A 17,256-nucleotide genomic window follows, 5' to 3' on the forward strand; every position below is an offset into this window, starting at 1 on the left:
ACAGCCTTAATCTTCACATAAAGCCGGTCAACAACGGCTTGAGAGGTACCATCTTCCAGTACAGTAATTCCACTACCATTCTTACCAACCAAAAAACCTTTCAGGAACGTGATCAGCTCATTGGCAGTGTCTTCTTTATCTTTGCGTAAAAAGTATTTGGTGAGCTTTTCTATATCAGAATTATCCATGTTTTCTAGAATCCCGATAAATATGCGCCCAATTCTTTCAGCTGTATTCTCTCCTTCTACAGATGCGTTTCTTACTTGAAGAGCCAGTTTCTTTAATATGTCAACAGAATCGCTCATTCTCCTATTACACGAAAAACAGTTCTATTAGATTTTAATTTCCCTTCACCGTTATAAAGTGGCATACAGCATTCTTTTAGGTAAAGCACGCATTCTTTCAGGTAGCGGTCAGCTATACTACATGCATCGCTATACACCATCATCTTTTCCTTGAATACTGTATGACTGCTATATTCACCTTCCTTGTTCACGAAGCCGAAACGGGATACATTTCCATCTCCATTTTTGACAATACAGGCATAGGTATAATAAGCCAAAGCTACGCGAAGTCCAGTGATGATTATCTTCTTTTTACATTTAGTTTCATAAGTACCTCCGTCAAGCAGTAGCTGGTATTTTTCAGGATTTTTTTTCACGTCAAGGAACAGTTCGTCTCCCAACGCTGATTTGATGTAGATATTCTCCGACTCACGGATGTAGGTTTCTATCTTGTCAGGATCGAGATGTACAGACATTCCGCGAGACAAAGCCGATACCTCATCTGTTGTTATTAGATACTGCTGCATTTCGTACATACTTTAATGGTTCCACACTATAATCATTAGAGGGGTTGACTACTTCATACCAATAGCTGAATATACGGCTAAAGGTACGCTCTATTAAGCGTTGTTGCTTGCTTACGATAGAATTGTAATACTCGAAAGCATCTTCCAAAATATCGCCTGAGAATCCGACTTTACCAATACGGATGCAATACCATGGCTCTTGGCCATAAGCTGAATAAATACGTTCAACCACACTTGCGTCAGTAACGGTAAATTCTTTGTCGTAATTTTGTGAGTTCAGATTTATTATTTCAGGTTTTTCCTCATCGCTTTCTAAAGTAACTTCCATAATCTTTCCTGCATTCGTATCACCTTGCAACTGGATGAGTGTATTTGAGAAACTGTCGTCATCGTCTGTATCTTTCACTTCGTTGCCTTCTTCGTCAAAGGTTATGTTCGATCCCTTTTTGGTGAATACCATAGCGCCAGGGAAGAAATTATTTCGTACATTTCTGTACTTGACATTGGACAGCCCTTCATCGGTACTCATTTCTGTAGCCACCCGGTCACCTTTCCCGACAGGATAAGTATTTTTCCCGGCCATTGACACCCATAGGATTTGACCTTTGTAGTATTCAATGCCTCCGGCTGCTTCTATTTGAGCCAGTATCACATCTTTTTTGGGGTTAAAAACGTCTATGTAGTCGATGTTTTCTTTCTTGACCTGCAGAGCTTTCCCTTTACGTGTCTTCTTTCCGCTCCAGTCTGGATGCACTGCTATTTTTGCCACATAACCGTTTTCATCTTCTTCCATTAGCCGGCAGTTTTCAAAGGGTATATGATGTAGTTCTACAATGTCACCCAGTATATTGTAATTGACGTGCAGGGCAATACCGTTCATGTCCGCCATATCCTTACACACAAGGGAGTGGATATCGTCAACAGTGTCACCCTTACGGTTTACCACATATTCCGATAAAGCAACCTCACGGAATCCGTTTCCTTCGATAAAGTCAGCGAAACGGTCTGAGCATTCGGATCCTGTAGAGCTTGCAGCAATAATATTTTTTAATGTTTGCGGATACAGGTTGTCCTGTCCGTATGTTTGAATTCCAAGGCTTTGTAGGTAGCTTGTATCAATGCGGTTATTGCTTTTCTTTTTTAAGTCTTTTACTCTCATGTCCGTGAGGATTATATTCTTTATTCTTTTTCGTTAACTTTATCTTCGTCTTCTCCCTGCATTGCGCTCACAATTTCAATGGCCTTGCTTAGATGCAGATTCAGAGCTTTTTTACTGATCTTCTTGCCGTTGATTTGGAAATCTTTCAACGTATCGGTCACGGATTCTTCAGAAACTCCGTCTTGTAATGATTCTACCATTGAATCAAGCAGGCTTTGATTGTATACACGTTTGTTGATACGTTCTTTCCAGTCCGTAGGTACATGGGCGAAATAAATTTCACCTTTCGGATTTTTGGCAAGATACTTTTCAGCAACTTCATCAGTGAGATTGTCATTAGTGTACATTTCACTGCTTCCAAACTCCGGCTGAAGTAGGACACCATTCTTTAATCTATAATTACATTTTTCTTTCATACGGTTATTCTTTTTGATGTAAACAGTCATTTCGATTACAGCATCGCGATAGCAGTCGTTACACGATGTCTTGGTGAATTCTTTTCCCAACACTTCCTTGTACAATCTTTCTATCTCTGATTTATCAGAAGAAGAGTAGGAGGGTAAGCCTCCTAACTCCTTTAATTTATCAACCACTTCTTTTAACTCCATAATCATTCAGATGGTTTTGTCAGTGTTTCAACAAGTGTTTTTGTCGCATCATAAGATGTCTTGTACAAGAATAATGCTGATTTGGGAACCTTCGTTTCTTGCAAAGAGATACTCCATCCCCCTTCCGTTTCTTCAGAGTACTTGTCATTGCCAATCTCTGCGGCTTTCAAACCTTGGTAGTAACCGTATACTTGGAAAGCTGAATCTCCTGGATTCTCGGTTTTATTTAACCCTTTGGCTTTATTTTCCAAAACAATGACAAACTCACCATTAGCGAGCCCGTCAATAATGTCATTGCATACATCGGGGTCATTTGCTAATACAACCATGTTCACTGTGTTAGTGAACGTGTTACGATAGGTTCCTGTTGCCAAGGCTGTATTAGTACCAGTAAAGGGGGTTGCACCGAATACCTGTACCTTGTAACCTTTTTTACCTGTTTTCAGTGCAAGAGTTTCGATCACATTCTTACGGGTTGCGTTGAAAGTAACCGCACCGAAATCCACTTCTGCACGATTCATTATTACGCCCTCCTGTTCCAATCCTGGAACAATAGGATCATCGCACGATGGTGCGATGTCCTTCTTGATAGTTATGTCACATACTGCCATGTTACTCATTTTAATAAGCGATTTGGAATAAATTATCTTCTCCAATCAGACAGCCCAAACGACCTGCGGAATAAGCCTTGGTTACACGTTCGTCCTGATTGAACCACAGTTCTAGTTCGGAGATGATTTGACCTGCAGGAGAACCTACGAACATTTGCTTTGGCGAACCGAATACCGCACGGTGAGGAAGGTTCAGCTTGGTCCCATTGTTTTGGTACTGCATGATCATTCTGTCCCAAATGGACACCTTGTAGATAGGCGTTCCATTGTACTCAGAAACTTCCAGTCCTTTGAATATCTGTTCCCATTCGAGGATAAGCTTGTATTCACGTTTCAGATCTTTTGTCAAGGCATCTGCAAGAGATTTTGTTACGTAAAGGGCTGTACCGTCAAGACCTGATATGCGCGGATCAGCAGAGTCCAGAATAGAATCGAATATACCAATAGCGACACCAGCTTCCTTTATCTTGCTTAGCTGCAGAGCTGTTGACGCTTCGTCATTGGCTGCGATTTTAGTATGCTGGGCTTCACTGGCCGCTCCTATGGCGAACAATTGTTTCCATAAGCCATTACAGGGCTTGAATAGTTCCACATCTACTCCCGATGTTATTTGTCCGGAAGAATCTGTGTCTTTGGCTTCCTTATCTCCAAACCATATAAAACGCCAAAACATACGTTTGATAGCTCTGTCCAAGGCAGGATAGATAATAACATCCATAATATCCGTAGAGGTCAGATCTCCGATATCAGAGCCTGTTTTCAACGCATACTCGGCAATGGTATTCATAAAGTCCTCGTAGCACCATTTTAACGGAGTAGACCAGTCGCCAATATCCCATGTCTTCTCAGCAGCTTCGATTGTTGGCGTTTTATATGTCGGATTACATTTGGCACCAGCCCAACCGATATCACTCATTTCTCCTGTCCATCCGAGTTTTTCGCCATTTGCGACGTTTTGTCGGAAGGTAAAGAACTGTTCCAAGGTTTCATCAACAAAATTGGTTAGGACTAAAAGGTCTCGTAAGTCTTTTACCGCCCCATTGTCTTTTGTTAGATTTTTTACTGATTCTAAGATTTCCATACTTGATTACTTTTTTTGATAACGATTTTTGTTCTTTTCTCGGGCTTCTGCAAGTTTTTTCTGTATGATTCCAACAGGTGCAGCATCATTCTTTTTGCTGTTTGTCGGCTGCACACGTCCTGCTGGGGTATATTTGCTGGAAGCTGCTTTGGTAAGTTTGTCTATGCCTCCTGCATCCTTAACGGCAGCTAATATCTTTACATCTTCTTCGCTCTTGGCGTTTTCCTTTAGCTCTTTATTCTCCGCTTCAAGTTCGTCAATGCGTGCTTTCAATGCATCGACATCTTCATCTTCACTTCCAGGCTCTTTGATTTCTGTAATTACCCCGTCCTGTACTACTACAGTACGTCCGTCTTCTAAAACATGTTCCCCGTCTGGTGATGCGGGATCGCCCACTTGGATTTCTCCTTCTTCACGTTCAACATTCAGTTCGTCACCTGTGGATGTGGTAATTACTAATCCAACAGTGGGTACATCTTCGATTTTTGCGTAGCCACACTTTTTTAATAAGCGGTCTAACAAGGACTGTGGTACAGCCGTTTCTTTTCCTTTTGTCATTCCTTTAGGGTTTTGATTAATATTAAGTTCTACTTTTGCCGATATTGCAGGTACAATGGATGATATGAATCCCAGTTCTATTGCTTTTTCCGGAGAGAACCAGCTGTCTGTAGCCATTTGGGCTTCTAGAACTTCACGTGTTTTTCCTGTCCGTTCTGTATAGAGGGCCAACATTTTTTCTTTATCCGAGTTCAATTCATTGATCATAGCTTCCATTTTGGCTACAGTAAGTATCCCGTTAGGCGCACTGCCGTAATATGGGCTATGAATAAGTAATTCGGAATGAGCGTATGCTGTCCTTCGTTCTAATGGAGCGGCAAGAAGTATCACAGTGGCCATTGATGCGCATCGTCCTACTACCTTACACGATATTTCCTTTCCGGAAGCACGTAGGGCATCATAGATGGCATACCCTTCTACACAGTCTCCGCCGCATGAGTGTATCTCTACATCTATCCGGTTGTCGTCTGATGGCATCCAGTCGATAAAGTATTGTATGTCGGAAAACGATACACTGTCTTCACCTGTGAGCCAATACTTGTATTTATCAGTATCAGGAGCTATGTCTTTATTGATGAATAATTTCGCCATATATAATCTATTTTGAAGCAAAGGTAAAAAACGGTATATGGCTATAAGAATTTCAGAACATAATAGCACTGACACGCTTTGTCAGTAAAAAAAATAGGGGGAAGAATAATCTTCCCCCTTATTGAATTGAAACGTCAACGGACAACCTGTCAATGACTCTATAGATGGTCCTTTCTGAAATGCTGTATTCATCTGCCAGGTACTGCATGATATATGCCTTTTTATGACCTTCAGCCGTAAGACGGGTGTAGTCTTTATACATTCCCAGGTATTTAATATCTGATGCATCTAATGACATTTCAGACATTATCCTAAGAGTGTTCCTGTTTATATATAATAGTTCGTATGCTTTCATAAACTACCGCTTTCTTCTATGTATTTAATTCTATTCGCAACTGAAGTAAACTCTTCTACAGAAACGACAGGGGCAGGAGCCATCATCATTCCTTTGGCGACTGCTCTGGCCAGCATATCTTCGCCTAAAGTTTGATTATTCGTTGCTGTTACATTAATAGGTACACCTCCACCCATCATATTGAAGGATGATAGGATAGGGGCGAACATGGACGTAGCTTTGGCGGTTATAACGGATTCTCCATTCGACAACTGTGCCGGAATACTGTCGCTCGTTCCTGTCCCCGGTCCTGTAACCAAACCACCTTCTGCAAATTTAGCACTTTTTACTATCTTAACAGCATTTGCAATGTTAGAAAGGATTGTTGCAATACCTGATGCCATTGTAGCTATACCAAGAATACCTTTCCCTGATTCAGCGGATACCATTTTTGCGATCGCCTTACCTGAATTGATGGCGATCTCTGCCAAAGCCAACATTTTGCTTGCCATAGCAAACCCTCTGTCAGACTCCCCAATTTGTTCTGTGAGAGCTACAAGACCATTTGTCACCTGTTCCATTGCCTCATATTTAGCTTGTTCTATTTCAATCTCCTTATCGCTCAGTTCTTTTTTGGATTCCAGATAAGCATTCTGTACTTCCAGCTTGCGAAGATTGAATGCTTCTATACTTTCACCTTCCATTTGCTGCAGGCTATCGAGCTCTGCTTTCTTTTGTTCCATCCTTATACGAAGAATTTCCTCTTCGTTATCATATGCTTGTGCGATTTCCGTTTCAAAGCGTATGCGCATGGCTTCCTTTTGCTTGTTGATAATATTCTGCTCATGAGCTGTTGCCAGTTCGTCTATCTTGGTATTGTACTTTGCTTTAATGGCCAGTTTCATTTCTTCGGTCTGTTCTGTGCTGGAGAGTTCCGCCTCTTGTTGTGCTTGTAATTGTTGTATCTTTAACTGGTATTCCTGTTCGCTGCCTTCCTTGACCGATTCCAATTGCAGGGATATCATTTTTAAACGGTTCTCCAGTTCTTTTTTCAGCTCCTCATCGGACAGCTTGCTAAGCTCCATAGATTTTTGTTGTTCCAAAGCCTTTATTTTGGCGTTGATGGCTTCACGAGCCTTGGCGGTAAGGTTCTCTTCTTGCTTTAAACTGATTTGCAAATCCTCAATCTGCCGGGAATAGTTCAATTCAATCTCTTTCCGTGCTTGTTCTCTTTTGTCTTTCACCAAGGCAAGCATAGCATCTTCTGCTGCCCTTACTGCTTCCAGTTCTGTTTGCTTTGCTTCCTTTGCTTTGTCTGCACCTTCCTGGCGGATAGAGTTTAGGGTGTTTTGCTGCTCTGTCTGACGGCCGTAGCTATCTTCCATTAGCTCCTGAAGTTCGTTGAATTGGTCACGGAACACTTTAAGGTCTTCTATCGTACTATCTGATAACCCAAGTTTTTCTATTACTTCATCGGCTGTAATATCACCAGCTTTAATCTGCTCCATCAACTTGCGTACTTCATTGTTCATCTCGGTAAATCCAAGGGTGTTAGCCAGTCTTGCTTCTGCTAGTTCTGTCTGTACGGCAAGGTCCTTCTTCTCAATTTCCGCAGCTTTTTCCGCAGCTTTAATACGTTCCTGTGTGGATAGGGTTTGGTCATCTGCAGCTTTTTTCAGCTTCTCAATTTCAGCTCGGTTAGCGGCACGTGACATGGACAGCATGACTTCCCTCTTGTCTATCTCATTCAAGACTTCTGCCAGCTTCCACGCCTGTTTGGTTTCATTGACTATTTCATCACCGATACCAGCGAATATGGATTTGGCATCATTCCCCGCCTGTTTGAAGTTCCCGGTAAACAGATTCACTAAAGCACTTCCCAACTTGCCTGCCCGGTCTATTAAGACATTTACAGTGGCACCCAGAGCCCCCATTATTTTATTGGCTGCTTCCACGCCCTTCTGTGTTTTGGTGAACCATGATACAAGAGAAGCCAGTACAACCAAAAGAGCACCTATTCCAAGTCCTAGCATGGCGGTTCCAAGTAGTTTGACTACTCTTGTTAGTCCTGTCGTGGTTTTTGCAACAGTAATCAATTTTTGATTTACATTACTTATGTAATTTTTTACTCCGCCCAAAGAGGTCACCATTACATTTATCTGTTGCACGAACGGGATATTGGCATTGGCGGCTTCCATTATAGCTTCCTTGTAATTGCCAACATTTCGGTAATACCGCTGTGTCTCTTCTTCAGCGTCCTTCAGAGCATCAGTAACCTCATTAATTTTATCCCGTAACTTAATGCCTGTAGCCGCATTCCGTTCCGCTTCGGATAAAGCATCGTATTCAGCCGTTAGATTTGACAGTTTGGCACGGAGAGAAACAAGGCTGTTTTCTTGCGCCTTCTCCTGCTTGAGCTGATTTTGCATTGTTTTCGTTATAATACGTATCGAATCATTACAGTCGTTGATATAGACTTTAGATGCCGCCATTTCTTCATTGTACTGCTGCCTTTTTATGTCTCCAGCCTTTAACTGTTCCTTCAGTTTCGCCTCTGCTTCTTTGGCTTTGTCGATTTTTGTCTGATACTCGGCTATAGCTTTGATAGCTTCATTATAATTCACTTTGATATCAAGTATCTTTTCTACTTTGTCTGCCATAATTAATCCAATTGAAAAAGTTTACATTCGCAAATACCTGTTTTCTCTGCTTTTATTGATATGACTGCGTAATATTTTCCATATTGGGCCAGATAAACAGGTACAGACATATCCAAGTTTCGTAATTCATGATCTCTGATTTCTACCAGCTCGGTAATAATCTTAGGTTCTCTGATATATTTCTGATAAGATTTGTAGTTGTTTTCAATAATAGTGTTCCAGTCCAGACCGTCAAAAGTTGCTGTATTGTCGTTCTTTAGGACCAGTAGTCTGGGATCTGTACTTTCGTTATATTGTAAAGCTCCGTCAGATGTATAGGAATATATCGGGATAGTTGCGATTCCACCTTTCATTTCAGACGCTGCGAAAGGCAATGTCAGCGTTTCCTGTTCATATTCCAAAGTCTTATCGTCAACGTATATGATTCCATTGTATTTGTTTTTGTCGTCATTTTTCCATTTGTATACATTTCTTTGAGAGAATCCGTCAATTTTGAAAGATATATTTTTAGGACGGTTTGCACTATATGAGGCGATAACTCTTTTGGTCCAGTTCAGAGCTTTGGTCTTATTTTCTATGATGGTATCAATAGGAACGAAGCTTACGACATTTCCATTGCCGGGAATGGCAAAAGTTCCACAAATAGATGCTATAGCTTTGATAAAGTCTATCTGTTTTATATCAGGTAGGTTTGGAACATAATAGAACCGGGAGTTTGCTTCATCAGTGTCTTTCAAATAGACAGTATCTCGCATCGTTATTTTGACATAGCTTCCTTCTTCTATTGTATAATTCCCCAATTCTGCATAAGGATCGTACAGTATAGCGCTGAGTTCCTCTGTATCTCCTGGATTAAACTCCCCATCTATAGTGAAAGAATACCTGTATTGATTTTCTTGTAATAAGGATATACTCGGATTACACCTGAATTTCAACTTGCTGGTTATGGATTCTTTGTTCCGTATATCGAAAGAAACACCATATTCACCTGAACTTTGTGGTTCCTGGCTAGTATTGACTATTATATTGATAGTTCCAATAATTCTAAGGGGTACGTTCTCTTTCTGCGGCTTGAATCCGATTACCTTGCCTGACGAATCTTTTGTTATAGCCACATAATAGTCAGATCCACTTTCCACAAATTGGAATATTTTGAGAATCCATCCTCCTGGAATATTATATGGAGATATTCCGTCATTTGTTAAAGTTGTAGTGCGAGCTTCGATTTCTTTTGGTGCGCTATTTCTTGAAAGCAATGGAATAACTAAAGTTTTCAACAGTTCGTAGTGTTGTTCTTGGAATTTAAAGGTGATATCGGCATCAGCTTCTATTTTGTTCAAAACCCACATAGCTGTAACCACAGGGTGATACCAGGCAGCCGGCTCATCATTTTTAAAGCCATAATCAATTTTAGGTATTCGGGGCGAATTGTCTCCTTTCTTCCAAATGATGTAATCTTCGTTTTCTGTCCTGCCGTACGATAAATCCTGCAATGTCTTGTTGTCATTTACAATTTCTGCAAATTTAGAAACATTGCCCCATGTCATGGCTATATCTATGGTTTCGGATATTTCTATAAGAATGACGCTGGCGTCCGGTATGATTTCAATCCCATTGCGCAAATAGCGTCCTTTGTGGTTGATACGAGCATATTGTGCTGAATGGGATGGGAGATGCGCATAATTAATCACATGACAGTTGTTGATTGTCAAAGGTAGCTTGATGGAGTATGTGTTGTTGCTTGTGATCTTGCTTACATCGCTAAAAATATTACTTCTAAAATTCAATGTGATATTGGTACTTTCATTAATATCCATTGCTTTGTTATCTATGAATAGTAGTTGTTCTGTCATAAGCTCTGTACGTTAGTTTCAGGTAATATAATGTTCGCTTCAAAGTCTTGCAGTGATACCCGCTGTTTGACGAAATTTCCCACAGACACATTTACGGCCATCCATCTGGCGTTACCGTTATCATCATAGCCCATGAACATATCAACAACAGGAGATGTGGCCATTTGGTAAAGGAAGTCATAAGTTATGCTGTCTATTAATGGAGCGCATACGGGAAGTGTCGTTTCTTCCATTTTCCTTTGCTTTCGTCCGCTACCTCCATGGTATCCGTTCTTGTAACTGTAATCCTGCATATTGTTTCTGATGAACTCTCCGTCATTGGATACCTGCGAAGTCTCGTCTCCTTGCATGAATAGCCAGTAACACCACATTCCATGGCGGTTGATCCATCTCAAGTATATTCCACAGTCTGAATTGTCAACCTTACAAGTGATCTTTGTGGCCATATTGAGCAGCCCTCGGAAGGTGAAATCAAAGGTGTGGTCAAAAACAGATGCTGCCGTATTACTTCCAGGTAGATAAAATTCCACCCTGTCTGAAGCATCTATTCCAGCAAGAATGATATTCCATGCATTTTGTCCTGATAATGCGATAGGGGAGCTTTCGGAACCATCTATAGTTACTTTTACATTCCCTGATGTTGCAGAGTATAAGCCTACAGAGAATGGGTAGTTTTTGAACCATGTCAGCACTCGGCTTCCATTATACTGCTCTCCAACCTTACTGGCTCCCCACAATATGAATACGTTGAACTGGAAGCTGTTTTCAAGTGTTCCTGATTCGTTATACATATCAAGCTCTATGCTAAACAGACGTCCTAACTTACTATCTTCGGTGTGAGTTGACTTGTAATCGACTTCTCTGTATTCGTCAAAATAGCTCTGCGTATAGAATGATAGGTCAAAGAAGCAGGAACCACCGAACGTCGCTCTGTTCTCTCTGTCTGATGTGGCTGTGGTGGTGTCCGTTACCGTTGCAGTAACAGATTGATAGTTTCCGCCAAGGATATTTATTATCACAGGATTAAAGCAGAATCCTATTTGGTCAGGATATTCAATTGTTGTATTATCTATCGTATGTGTTCTCATTGTCGAAATTCAGATTTATATGTTCAACTTCTGTTTCATATATAGCCGATACCCTGCTAGCTATATTGTCCACGGTATTTTCTAGATCACGGGAATAGATTTCCTCATGTTTTCTGTTTCGGTATAGTTCCGTTCCTTCCTTGGCTATCTTTCTAGCGACAAGGTAGGCGAAGGAATCGGGCTTCTTTACTTGTATACCCTTATCTTCCACCCATTGGCGGATAATCTTGTAAAATCCTTTCGGTACTTTCCCTGGTCCACGTCCGGTTTCTAGTACAGCGAATGCCTGCCTGCCCCACAAAACGCCTCCGTCCTCCGACATTTCTACTTTCAGACTGCCCTTTGTCCTTCCACTGGCTACTTGTCCGGCTGCTTCATGGTTGGCTATAATTCGCTTGCGTAACGCTTCCAGCTCTTCACCTATTATTCTTAGGGTTCCGGCTTTAGTTTCTGCTGCCATATACAATCTCTTTCACGCTCTTGTTGCAAATAACAGTACCCATTATCTCTTCTAACTTAAGTTGGATAACTATTCCGGTTACATTAACATCCAGCTTGTCATAGAAAACAGAATAAGGGATATCTCCTGATATTTCTTTGAACATCCCACTCCTGTTCAATAGCAATATGAATTCTTTGGCTTTATTCTTGCATCCTTCTATCACTGCATCATTTTCTGTGCCATCAAAATCGAACTTGGTTTTATCCATGAATGCCATCATACAGTTAGGGCAGTCTCTTAACTGCTGTCTGCCTAGATTAAAAGTTCCGCTTACAGGAAGGAGATTAAGCACTGCCGGCAATTTAATCTTGTCCAGTCTTATATTGGCTGTTTGCCAGTTGTCAAAAAGGTAACTTACACCCTCCATGGAGTCTACTATCTTTTTAATTTTTTGCTCTACCGTCATTTCTTCTTACTTAATATGTTTCTTAATCTACGTTCGAATCTTACTCTTTTGGCGTCCATGTCAAGACATTTATATATTCTGACCCATGGCACGCTGTCTACTTCTGCATGATCAGTGATACCCATGCGCTGCGCATAGTAATCAATCATGCCGAAAGGTCCAAAATTTAGCAATTCGGATCCTGCTTGCTTCTCTTCGGGTGTGGGTGGTACATTAGTCGACGCGAATAGTTTATTTATTCGTTCAACTTCTTTGGCCACCCATTGTACGAATCCCAGTACATCGCTAGCTGGAAGTTGGGATATATAACGTTTACTCAGCCCCATCAGTACAGTACAGGGAACGAACAAGATATCGTGTTCTGTTTCGATGGATTGCAGTTGCATCAGTTCTCCCATATTTATGTCGTTTAGGGTATCTGGTGTCTTATACTGCCCTAGTTGATAAGGTTTTCTCAGTTCATCCAACTTGGTTCTAATGACCTCGGGTTCGGTGGCAATGCTGCTTATTGTCAAAAATTCTTTTACTGTCATATCTTTCCTATTTTTGCTTTTGGTCGTTTGGGTGTTGGTTTGATGCGGAATATCATTGCCATTATCAGCATATCAAGGTAATCTGTGGAATGACCTAATATTTCTTTCATTTTTTCTTTGCTGATTATTCCTTTCTTCCGTGTGTCTGCATCAATATGTGCTTGTTTGAGAACTGACAATTCTTCAATGATCCGTTCTCGCTGTGCTTCCGTGCATACAATACGAAGCAATCGATTGTTAATCATCTCAGCCAGTTTGAAGGCACACTCTGATTTCAAATTGTCAAATTCAGGATTAATAGGTCGTGCTCCTCCATGAAACTCCTTGATACCGTTCAGATAGCTTTCAAGATAGTTCCCCAATCCGTCAGAGTCCGCAATCATCTTACTACGAGGAATAGAGCATTCTATCATCATTCGCTTCAGGTCTGTTTCAATGGATTTTCCAGTACTGTATTCCTGATCCAGTTTGATAAAACACACATTCCCTTTCCAATGACCGGCGATAAATCTGTCTCGTCCCTTCATTGCAAGGTCTGCAGAACCGGTAGATTCACCTGCAGGAGCAATGAACTCATTCGTGAACAAGTCACAGATAGCGTCGTAGTTACACAGGGCAGTCGGGTCATTATCATACTCCCAATTGCCGAAATATAGGCGTTCCTTTGTTACCCGGTCTTTTGTGTTTCGAAGACTTTCGATGTAGTCTTCTGTTGCCCAAGGATTATCCTGCACCAAAGCCTGGATAAATGCATAAGGAGCTTGTAATTTGTCTTCTTTCCAGAGCTTGTAGAATTCACGGTATAGCCAGTTTTTCTTCGGGTTGCAGGTGATAAGTATCTTTCCGGGTACATGATATACATCGTTCATGTGGCGGCCGATACGGGTTTTCAAGACTTCGAAGGCAAGGTAGTGCACTTCACCAGCTTCCTCTATCCATCCTCCTGTATATTCCTTAGACCCCAATCGTTCATACATCGGATCTTTCACCGGATAATACGTCAAGTCAATATAAACGATTTCACTTCCGTTGTCGAAGGCTATCCCTTCATTTGTTGTCTTGTATGCCGTGAAGCTGTGAGAAGATGCTACCTTATTGAAGGTCACGGTAACGGACTCACGGCTATCCTTCAAATTATTTCGGCCAACAAACCAGCGAGTACCGGGAAGATAGTAGGCACATTGCATCAGCCATTCACAGCCTAGCCATGATTTACCACCACCTCCGGCACCACCATACAATAAAAATTTCGTTTTGCTGTCACGAAGAAAATTGTATGCCAATCGCTGTTTTAAGTTAACCTTTTGCTCCATATCACTTCAATTTGTCAGCTTCGGGAGTATAGGGAAGAAAGTCAAATCCGTTGAAGGGTTTGCCTTGTGTTGTATGATCCACTTCCTGTTTGTCGGACAACCCTAGCTTTCGGGCTATAATGTTTGCATTGAAAGCGCCAACACAGGCTCCTTCAAATTGTTGAGTCTCGATGGTTTCTTCCACCCGCGCGATGACGTGCAAAAAATCTTCATCATTTTTTTTCATGCATTCACTTCTGAAGCTACTCCACCAACGTGATGAAGTACCTAGATAGATACATAATCCGGTGAGAGAGTAGGGGCGCTGTGTAGGTGAAACTTCTTGTTGTGTTTGCTGTTCATTAACAGTTTCTGTTCTTTTACCTTTTTTGCGTCTAACAGGCATGGTACGTTGTATAGCCTTTCTTGTTGTCCATGGGTTTTCATCACACCATTGGAAATATTCGCACGCCGCCTCCCATAACGCTTCAGGCGTGGCGAAGAGTTTATCCCTGCCATGCTTGCTGCGTAACATCCAAAACTGATTTCCTTTAGGTGCTGCCATTGTTTATAGTGTTTTAAAGATTGGTATAATTTCTTTGTCCAGATCCCATTTGCGATTATTGGGAAGAGGAAGTGTGAATTCATATTGCAACGCTTTCAGATAATCATTCTTACTTGCGCTCCTTCCGTTGGTTGATGCTACTTGAAATGACGAACCTCTTAACTCTTTTTCTGGGCTTATCTTCATTCCTTTATCGAATATGTTAAAATCCTTTCCGATGTAAGCTGTGTTTAATCTGATGATGTCAGCTGTGGAATGATAATGCTGGAAGTACCATTCACCAAAACGGAAGTTGGCTGTGAAGTTCTTTGCGTCAAGAAATACGGCTTTAGAACGATGGTCGTGTGTTTCCTTGCGTTCAGATGATTTCTGGGCGAACAGCAGCGGAATGCCAGACCAGAATATCATTCCTCCGGGCTTGCATAATGCTGATAACGAAAGTAAGACATTATTTTCATCCTCTTCTGAGTTTACAGAGTTCAACACGCTATCGCACACAACCACATCGTACAGCCCGTAGTCCGACAAGGTCTTGCATATGGAAGCACAGTCTTGCCTGATTTCCTTTTCATCAATGATGTCCGCTCCATCTTTGCGGTGGAAGAATTCAATTGCGTCAATGAGATAGCCTTTTTTCTTCAGCATGGTTGCGTAATCCTTTTGTCCGGCACCGAAATCGAGTATGCGCATATCCTTGGTGATGTATGGTATAACCTGCGTTTCATACAACGTTGAATGGCTACGCTTGCTTGGAACCCCGTTCTTTTGCCGTAGCCGTGCCTTTTGGGCAAAAGACTGTATATAGGTCTTTCGTTCCAGATGGGAATACTCGAACACTCCATATTCCTTAGAGAAGTATTTGAGCGCGATTTCTTCTTTCCCTTCTGGAAGGACATATACAAGTAGGTCCATACCTAATAGTTTTACCGTTTTGGCATATACTGTTGAGATGATCACTTTCCCGGTATGGTCACATACGGCATTTGCAAACTGGCCGTAGCGGAGAATCATTTTCGTAAGGTCAACAACACGTGAGTTGTTTCCTCCTTTGGAAAGAATGGAGATATCTTTGTTGGATACAGTATAAAATCCTTCTGTTCCTTTAGGAAGACTTACATTGATTTCTGGTTGGATTTCCGACAACTCACATTCCGCATAGTTGTGAAGTTGGTTGAACCTTACTTCATCGGTGGAGTTTACACCGTCAAGAATAAAGGCTGGAACATGGGTATACCCAAGCAGCTTCATTGTCTTTGTACGTTGGTGTCCTGCCATGATACGTTTATCCGATTGACGTATGATGATCGGTTTGATAATGCCTAATTCCTTGATGGATTTTTTTAAATCTTCTTGTGCTTCATTAGTGAGCAGGCGTGGGTTATATTCTGCCGGGTTCAATATTGATATGTCTATGTATTCCATCATAAGCCAAGTAGATTATTAACAAAACCAACCATTACACCGTTCTCATCCAAATATTCAGAAGCCCGTGCTTTCAGTGCTTCCAGTTCGCTTTCACTGACTGGAATCTTATACCCCTCAAATACTAAATATTTGATATGAGCTCCGGCTTCATAGTTTGCGTTCTTGAGAACATTATGACTGTCTTCTATATCTTCTGAAAAATCTGTCGGATCAGGAAAGCTGATGCCTTCCATACCCCAATTAAGCAACTCGTTACAATCCCAGTCAAACAACTTGGTTATGTCCCATTGTCCGTTGTTAACGTTATCACGTATGATTAGCTCACGTTCCCTTTCCTCGGTCAGGTTGGGAATAAGAACGGTCGGTACTTGTTGCATACCTAGCGATATACAGGCATCATACCTTTGGTTTCCGGCTATAATGATCAATTCGCCAGTACGGTCTGACAGGATGATCGGTCGGGCTTCGAAATAATCCGGATTGTTTCGGATTGACTCTTTAAGTTTGTCTAGCTGTTCATCCGAAATAGTTCTTGGATTGTTTTCCAGTTTCTTCAGTTCCTCTAGTTTTCTGTAAATAATTTCCATAATTGCTTTTTTTGCGTTACAGAAACGAAGGTACTTAATAAGGGAGCTAAGGGGAAAAATGAGGAAAACAAAGTACTGACACGGCTTGTCAATACTTTGTTATGTGTGTTATAATTCCTTTGTTGATATCAATGCCGAATTGCTGGTAAGATAAAGAATTACAGGAAAGTATTTCACTGGTAACCTGTAAAGTCTTGCATTCTTCTTTGATGAATGTTAATATGAAAAGTGGGAAAGATAGTCACACCCTTCGTGGGTGTGTGGATTGAAACTGTCAACTGTCCTGTGATTAAACAAGATATTTTCTCTTGCTGCTTCTTCTACTGTCTGTTTGGTTTCTTCCTTTATCATAATTCGTCAAACTCTTTTTGTAATGTTTTTATCTTGCTATCTAAAGCATACATATAGTTATGAAGGAAATTCTTACCAATAATTTCTTTCTTTAATGGTACATTATTGTGCATACTGTTGTATGTAAATATCAATTTACCACCATATTTTATGTTAGAACTTTCAAATGCTGTCTTATGACTTTTGTATTCCTCTATTTTATTGTTTAGTTCCATTGCTCTGTTAAATTTATCTTTATCCA

Annotated in this window: 19 protein-coding genes; all 19 read right to left on the reverse strand. The window is 41.0% G+C overall.

Translation table 11 applies throughout. The features are described from left to right. Positions 1-305, reverse strand: a 305-nt coding sequence (locus tag AB5935_RS08270) for a hypothetical protein (RefSeq protein ID WP_368327389.1), incomplete at its 3' end; no start/stop codon positions are given. Continuing rightward, positions 302-811 (reverse strand): hypothetical protein, encoded by a 510-nt coding sequence (locus AB5935_RS08275; RefSeq protein WP_120053485.1) that lies wholly within the window; start codon positions 809-811, stop codon positions 302-304. The genes AB5935_RS08275 and AB5935_RS08270, both read right to left, overlap by 4 nt. After that, entirely contained in the window at positions 783-1,970 is a 1,188-nt protein-coding gene (locus AB5935_RS08280) for a hypothetical protein (RefSeq protein ID WP_120053487.1), read from the reverse strand. The genes AB5935_RS08275 and AB5935_RS08280 overlap by 29 nt, the downstream gene beginning before the upstream one ends. 20 nt (positions 1,971-1,990) lie before the next feature. Then, the gene (locus AB5935_RS08285; protein WP_120053489.1) at positions 1,991-2,584 is read right to left on the reverse strand and encodes a hypothetical protein; all 594 of its coding nucleotides are present in this window, start codon (positions 2,582-2,584) and stop codon (positions 1,991-1,993) included. Beyond that, on the reverse strand, positions 2,581-3,189 hold the full coding sequence (locus tag AB5935_RS08290) for a hypothetical protein (protein ID WP_120053541.1): 609 nt from the start codon (positions 3,187-3,189) through the stop codon (positions 2,581-2,583). Before AB5935_RS08290 ends, AB5935_RS08285 begins: the two co-directional genes overlap by 4 nt. 10 nt (positions 3,190-3,199) lie before the next feature. After that, positions 3,200-4,270 (reverse strand): hypothetical protein, encoded by a 1,071-nt coding sequence (locus AB5935_RS08295; RefSeq protein WP_120053491.1) that lies wholly within the window; start codon positions 4,268-4,270, stop codon positions 3,200-3,202. Positions 4,271-4,276: 6 nt separating this feature from the next. Beyond that, complete coding sequence (locus tag AB5935_RS08300; RefSeq protein ID WP_120053493.1) at positions 4,277-5,419, reverse strand: Clp protease ClpP; 1,143 nt, start codon at positions 5,417-5,419, stop codon at positions 4,277-4,279. Between the two features lie 118 nt (positions 5,420-5,537). Continuing rightward, positions 5,538-5,774 (reverse strand): hypothetical protein, encoded by a 237-nt coding sequence (locus AB5935_RS08305; RefSeq protein WP_120053495.1) that lies wholly within the window; start codon positions 5,772-5,774, stop codon positions 5,538-5,540. Then, a complete protein-coding gene (locus AB5935_RS08310; protein ID WP_120053497.1) occupies positions 5,771-8,413 on the reverse strand; it encodes a hypothetical protein in 2,643 nt (880 codons plus the stop codon). Before AB5935_RS08310 ends, AB5935_RS08305 begins: the two co-directional genes overlap by 4 nt. Before the next feature lie 2 nt (positions 8,414-8,415). Next, on the reverse strand, positions 8,416-10,266 hold the full coding sequence (locus AB5935_RS08315) for a hypothetical protein (RefSeq protein WP_120053499.1): 1,851 nt from the start codon (positions 10,264-10,266) through the stop codon (positions 8,416-8,418). Continuing rightward, positions 10,263-11,354, reverse strand: a complete 1,092-nt coding sequence (locus tag AB5935_RS08320) for a hypothetical protein (protein ID WP_120053501.1) — start codon at positions 11,352-11,354, stop codon at positions 10,263-10,265. Before AB5935_RS08320 ends, AB5935_RS08315 begins: the two co-directional genes overlap by 4 nt. Next, positions 11,332-11,814, reverse strand: coding sequence for a hypothetical protein (locus AB5935_RS08325; protein WP_038609481.1), 483 nt, complete (start codon positions 11,812-11,814; stop codon positions 11,332-11,334). The genes AB5935_RS08320 and AB5935_RS08325 overlap by 23 nt, the downstream gene beginning before the upstream one ends. Beyond that, the gene (locus AB5935_RS08330) at positions 11,798-12,262 is read right to left on the reverse strand and encodes a hypothetical protein (protein ID WP_051926262.1); all 465 of its coding nucleotides are present in this window, start codon (positions 12,260-12,262) and stop codon (positions 11,798-11,800) included. The genes AB5935_RS08325 and AB5935_RS08330 overlap by 17 nt, the downstream gene beginning before the upstream one ends. Continuing rightward, complete coding sequence (locus AB5935_RS08335; RefSeq protein ID WP_120053503.1) at positions 12,259-12,795, reverse strand: hypothetical protein; 537 nt, start codon at positions 12,793-12,795, stop codon at positions 12,259-12,261. The genes AB5935_RS08330 and AB5935_RS08335 overlap by 4 nt, the downstream gene beginning before the upstream one ends. Then, positions 12,792-14,108: a phage terminase large subunit gene (locus AB5935_RS08340; RefSeq protein WP_120053505.1), complete on the reverse strand. Its 1,317-nt coding sequence runs from the start codon at positions 14,106-14,108 to the stop codon at positions 12,792-12,794. Before AB5935_RS08340 ends, AB5935_RS08335 begins: the two co-directional genes overlap by 4 nt. 1 nt (position 14,109) lies before the next feature. Further along, the gene (locus AB5935_RS08345) at positions 14,110-14,652 is read right to left on the reverse strand and encodes a DNA-packaging protein (RefSeq protein WP_038609487.1); all 543 of its coding nucleotides are present in this window, start codon (positions 14,650-14,652) and stop codon (positions 14,110-14,112) included. A gap of 3 nt (positions 14,653-14,655) precedes the next feature. Next, positions 14,656-16,077 (reverse strand): ParB N-terminal domain-containing protein, encoded by a 1,422-nt coding sequence (locus AB5935_RS08350; protein WP_120053507.1) that lies wholly within the window; start codon positions 16,075-16,077, stop codon positions 14,656-14,658. Beyond that, positions 16,074-16,664 carry a ParB N-terminal domain-containing protein gene (locus AB5935_RS08355; RefSeq protein ID WP_087338266.1) on the reverse strand — a complete coding sequence of 197 codons (591 nt, stop codon included), beginning with the start codon at positions 16,662-16,664 and terminating at the stop codon, positions 16,074-16,076. The genes AB5935_RS08350 and AB5935_RS08355 overlap by 4 nt, the downstream gene beginning before the upstream one ends. Before the next feature lie 347 nt (positions 16,665-17,011). Then, positions 17,012-17,256, reverse strand: a 245-nt coding sequence (locus tag AB5935_RS08360; protein ID WP_368327390.1) for a hypothetical protein, incomplete at its 5' end; no start/stop codon positions are given.

This window comes from Phocaeicola sp. RTP21198st1_B8_RTP21198_201120 (genome assembly GCF_040929485.1).
Lineage (GTDB): Bacteria > Bacteroidota > Bacteroidia > Bacteroidales > Bacteroidaceae > Phocaeicola > Phocaeicola dorei.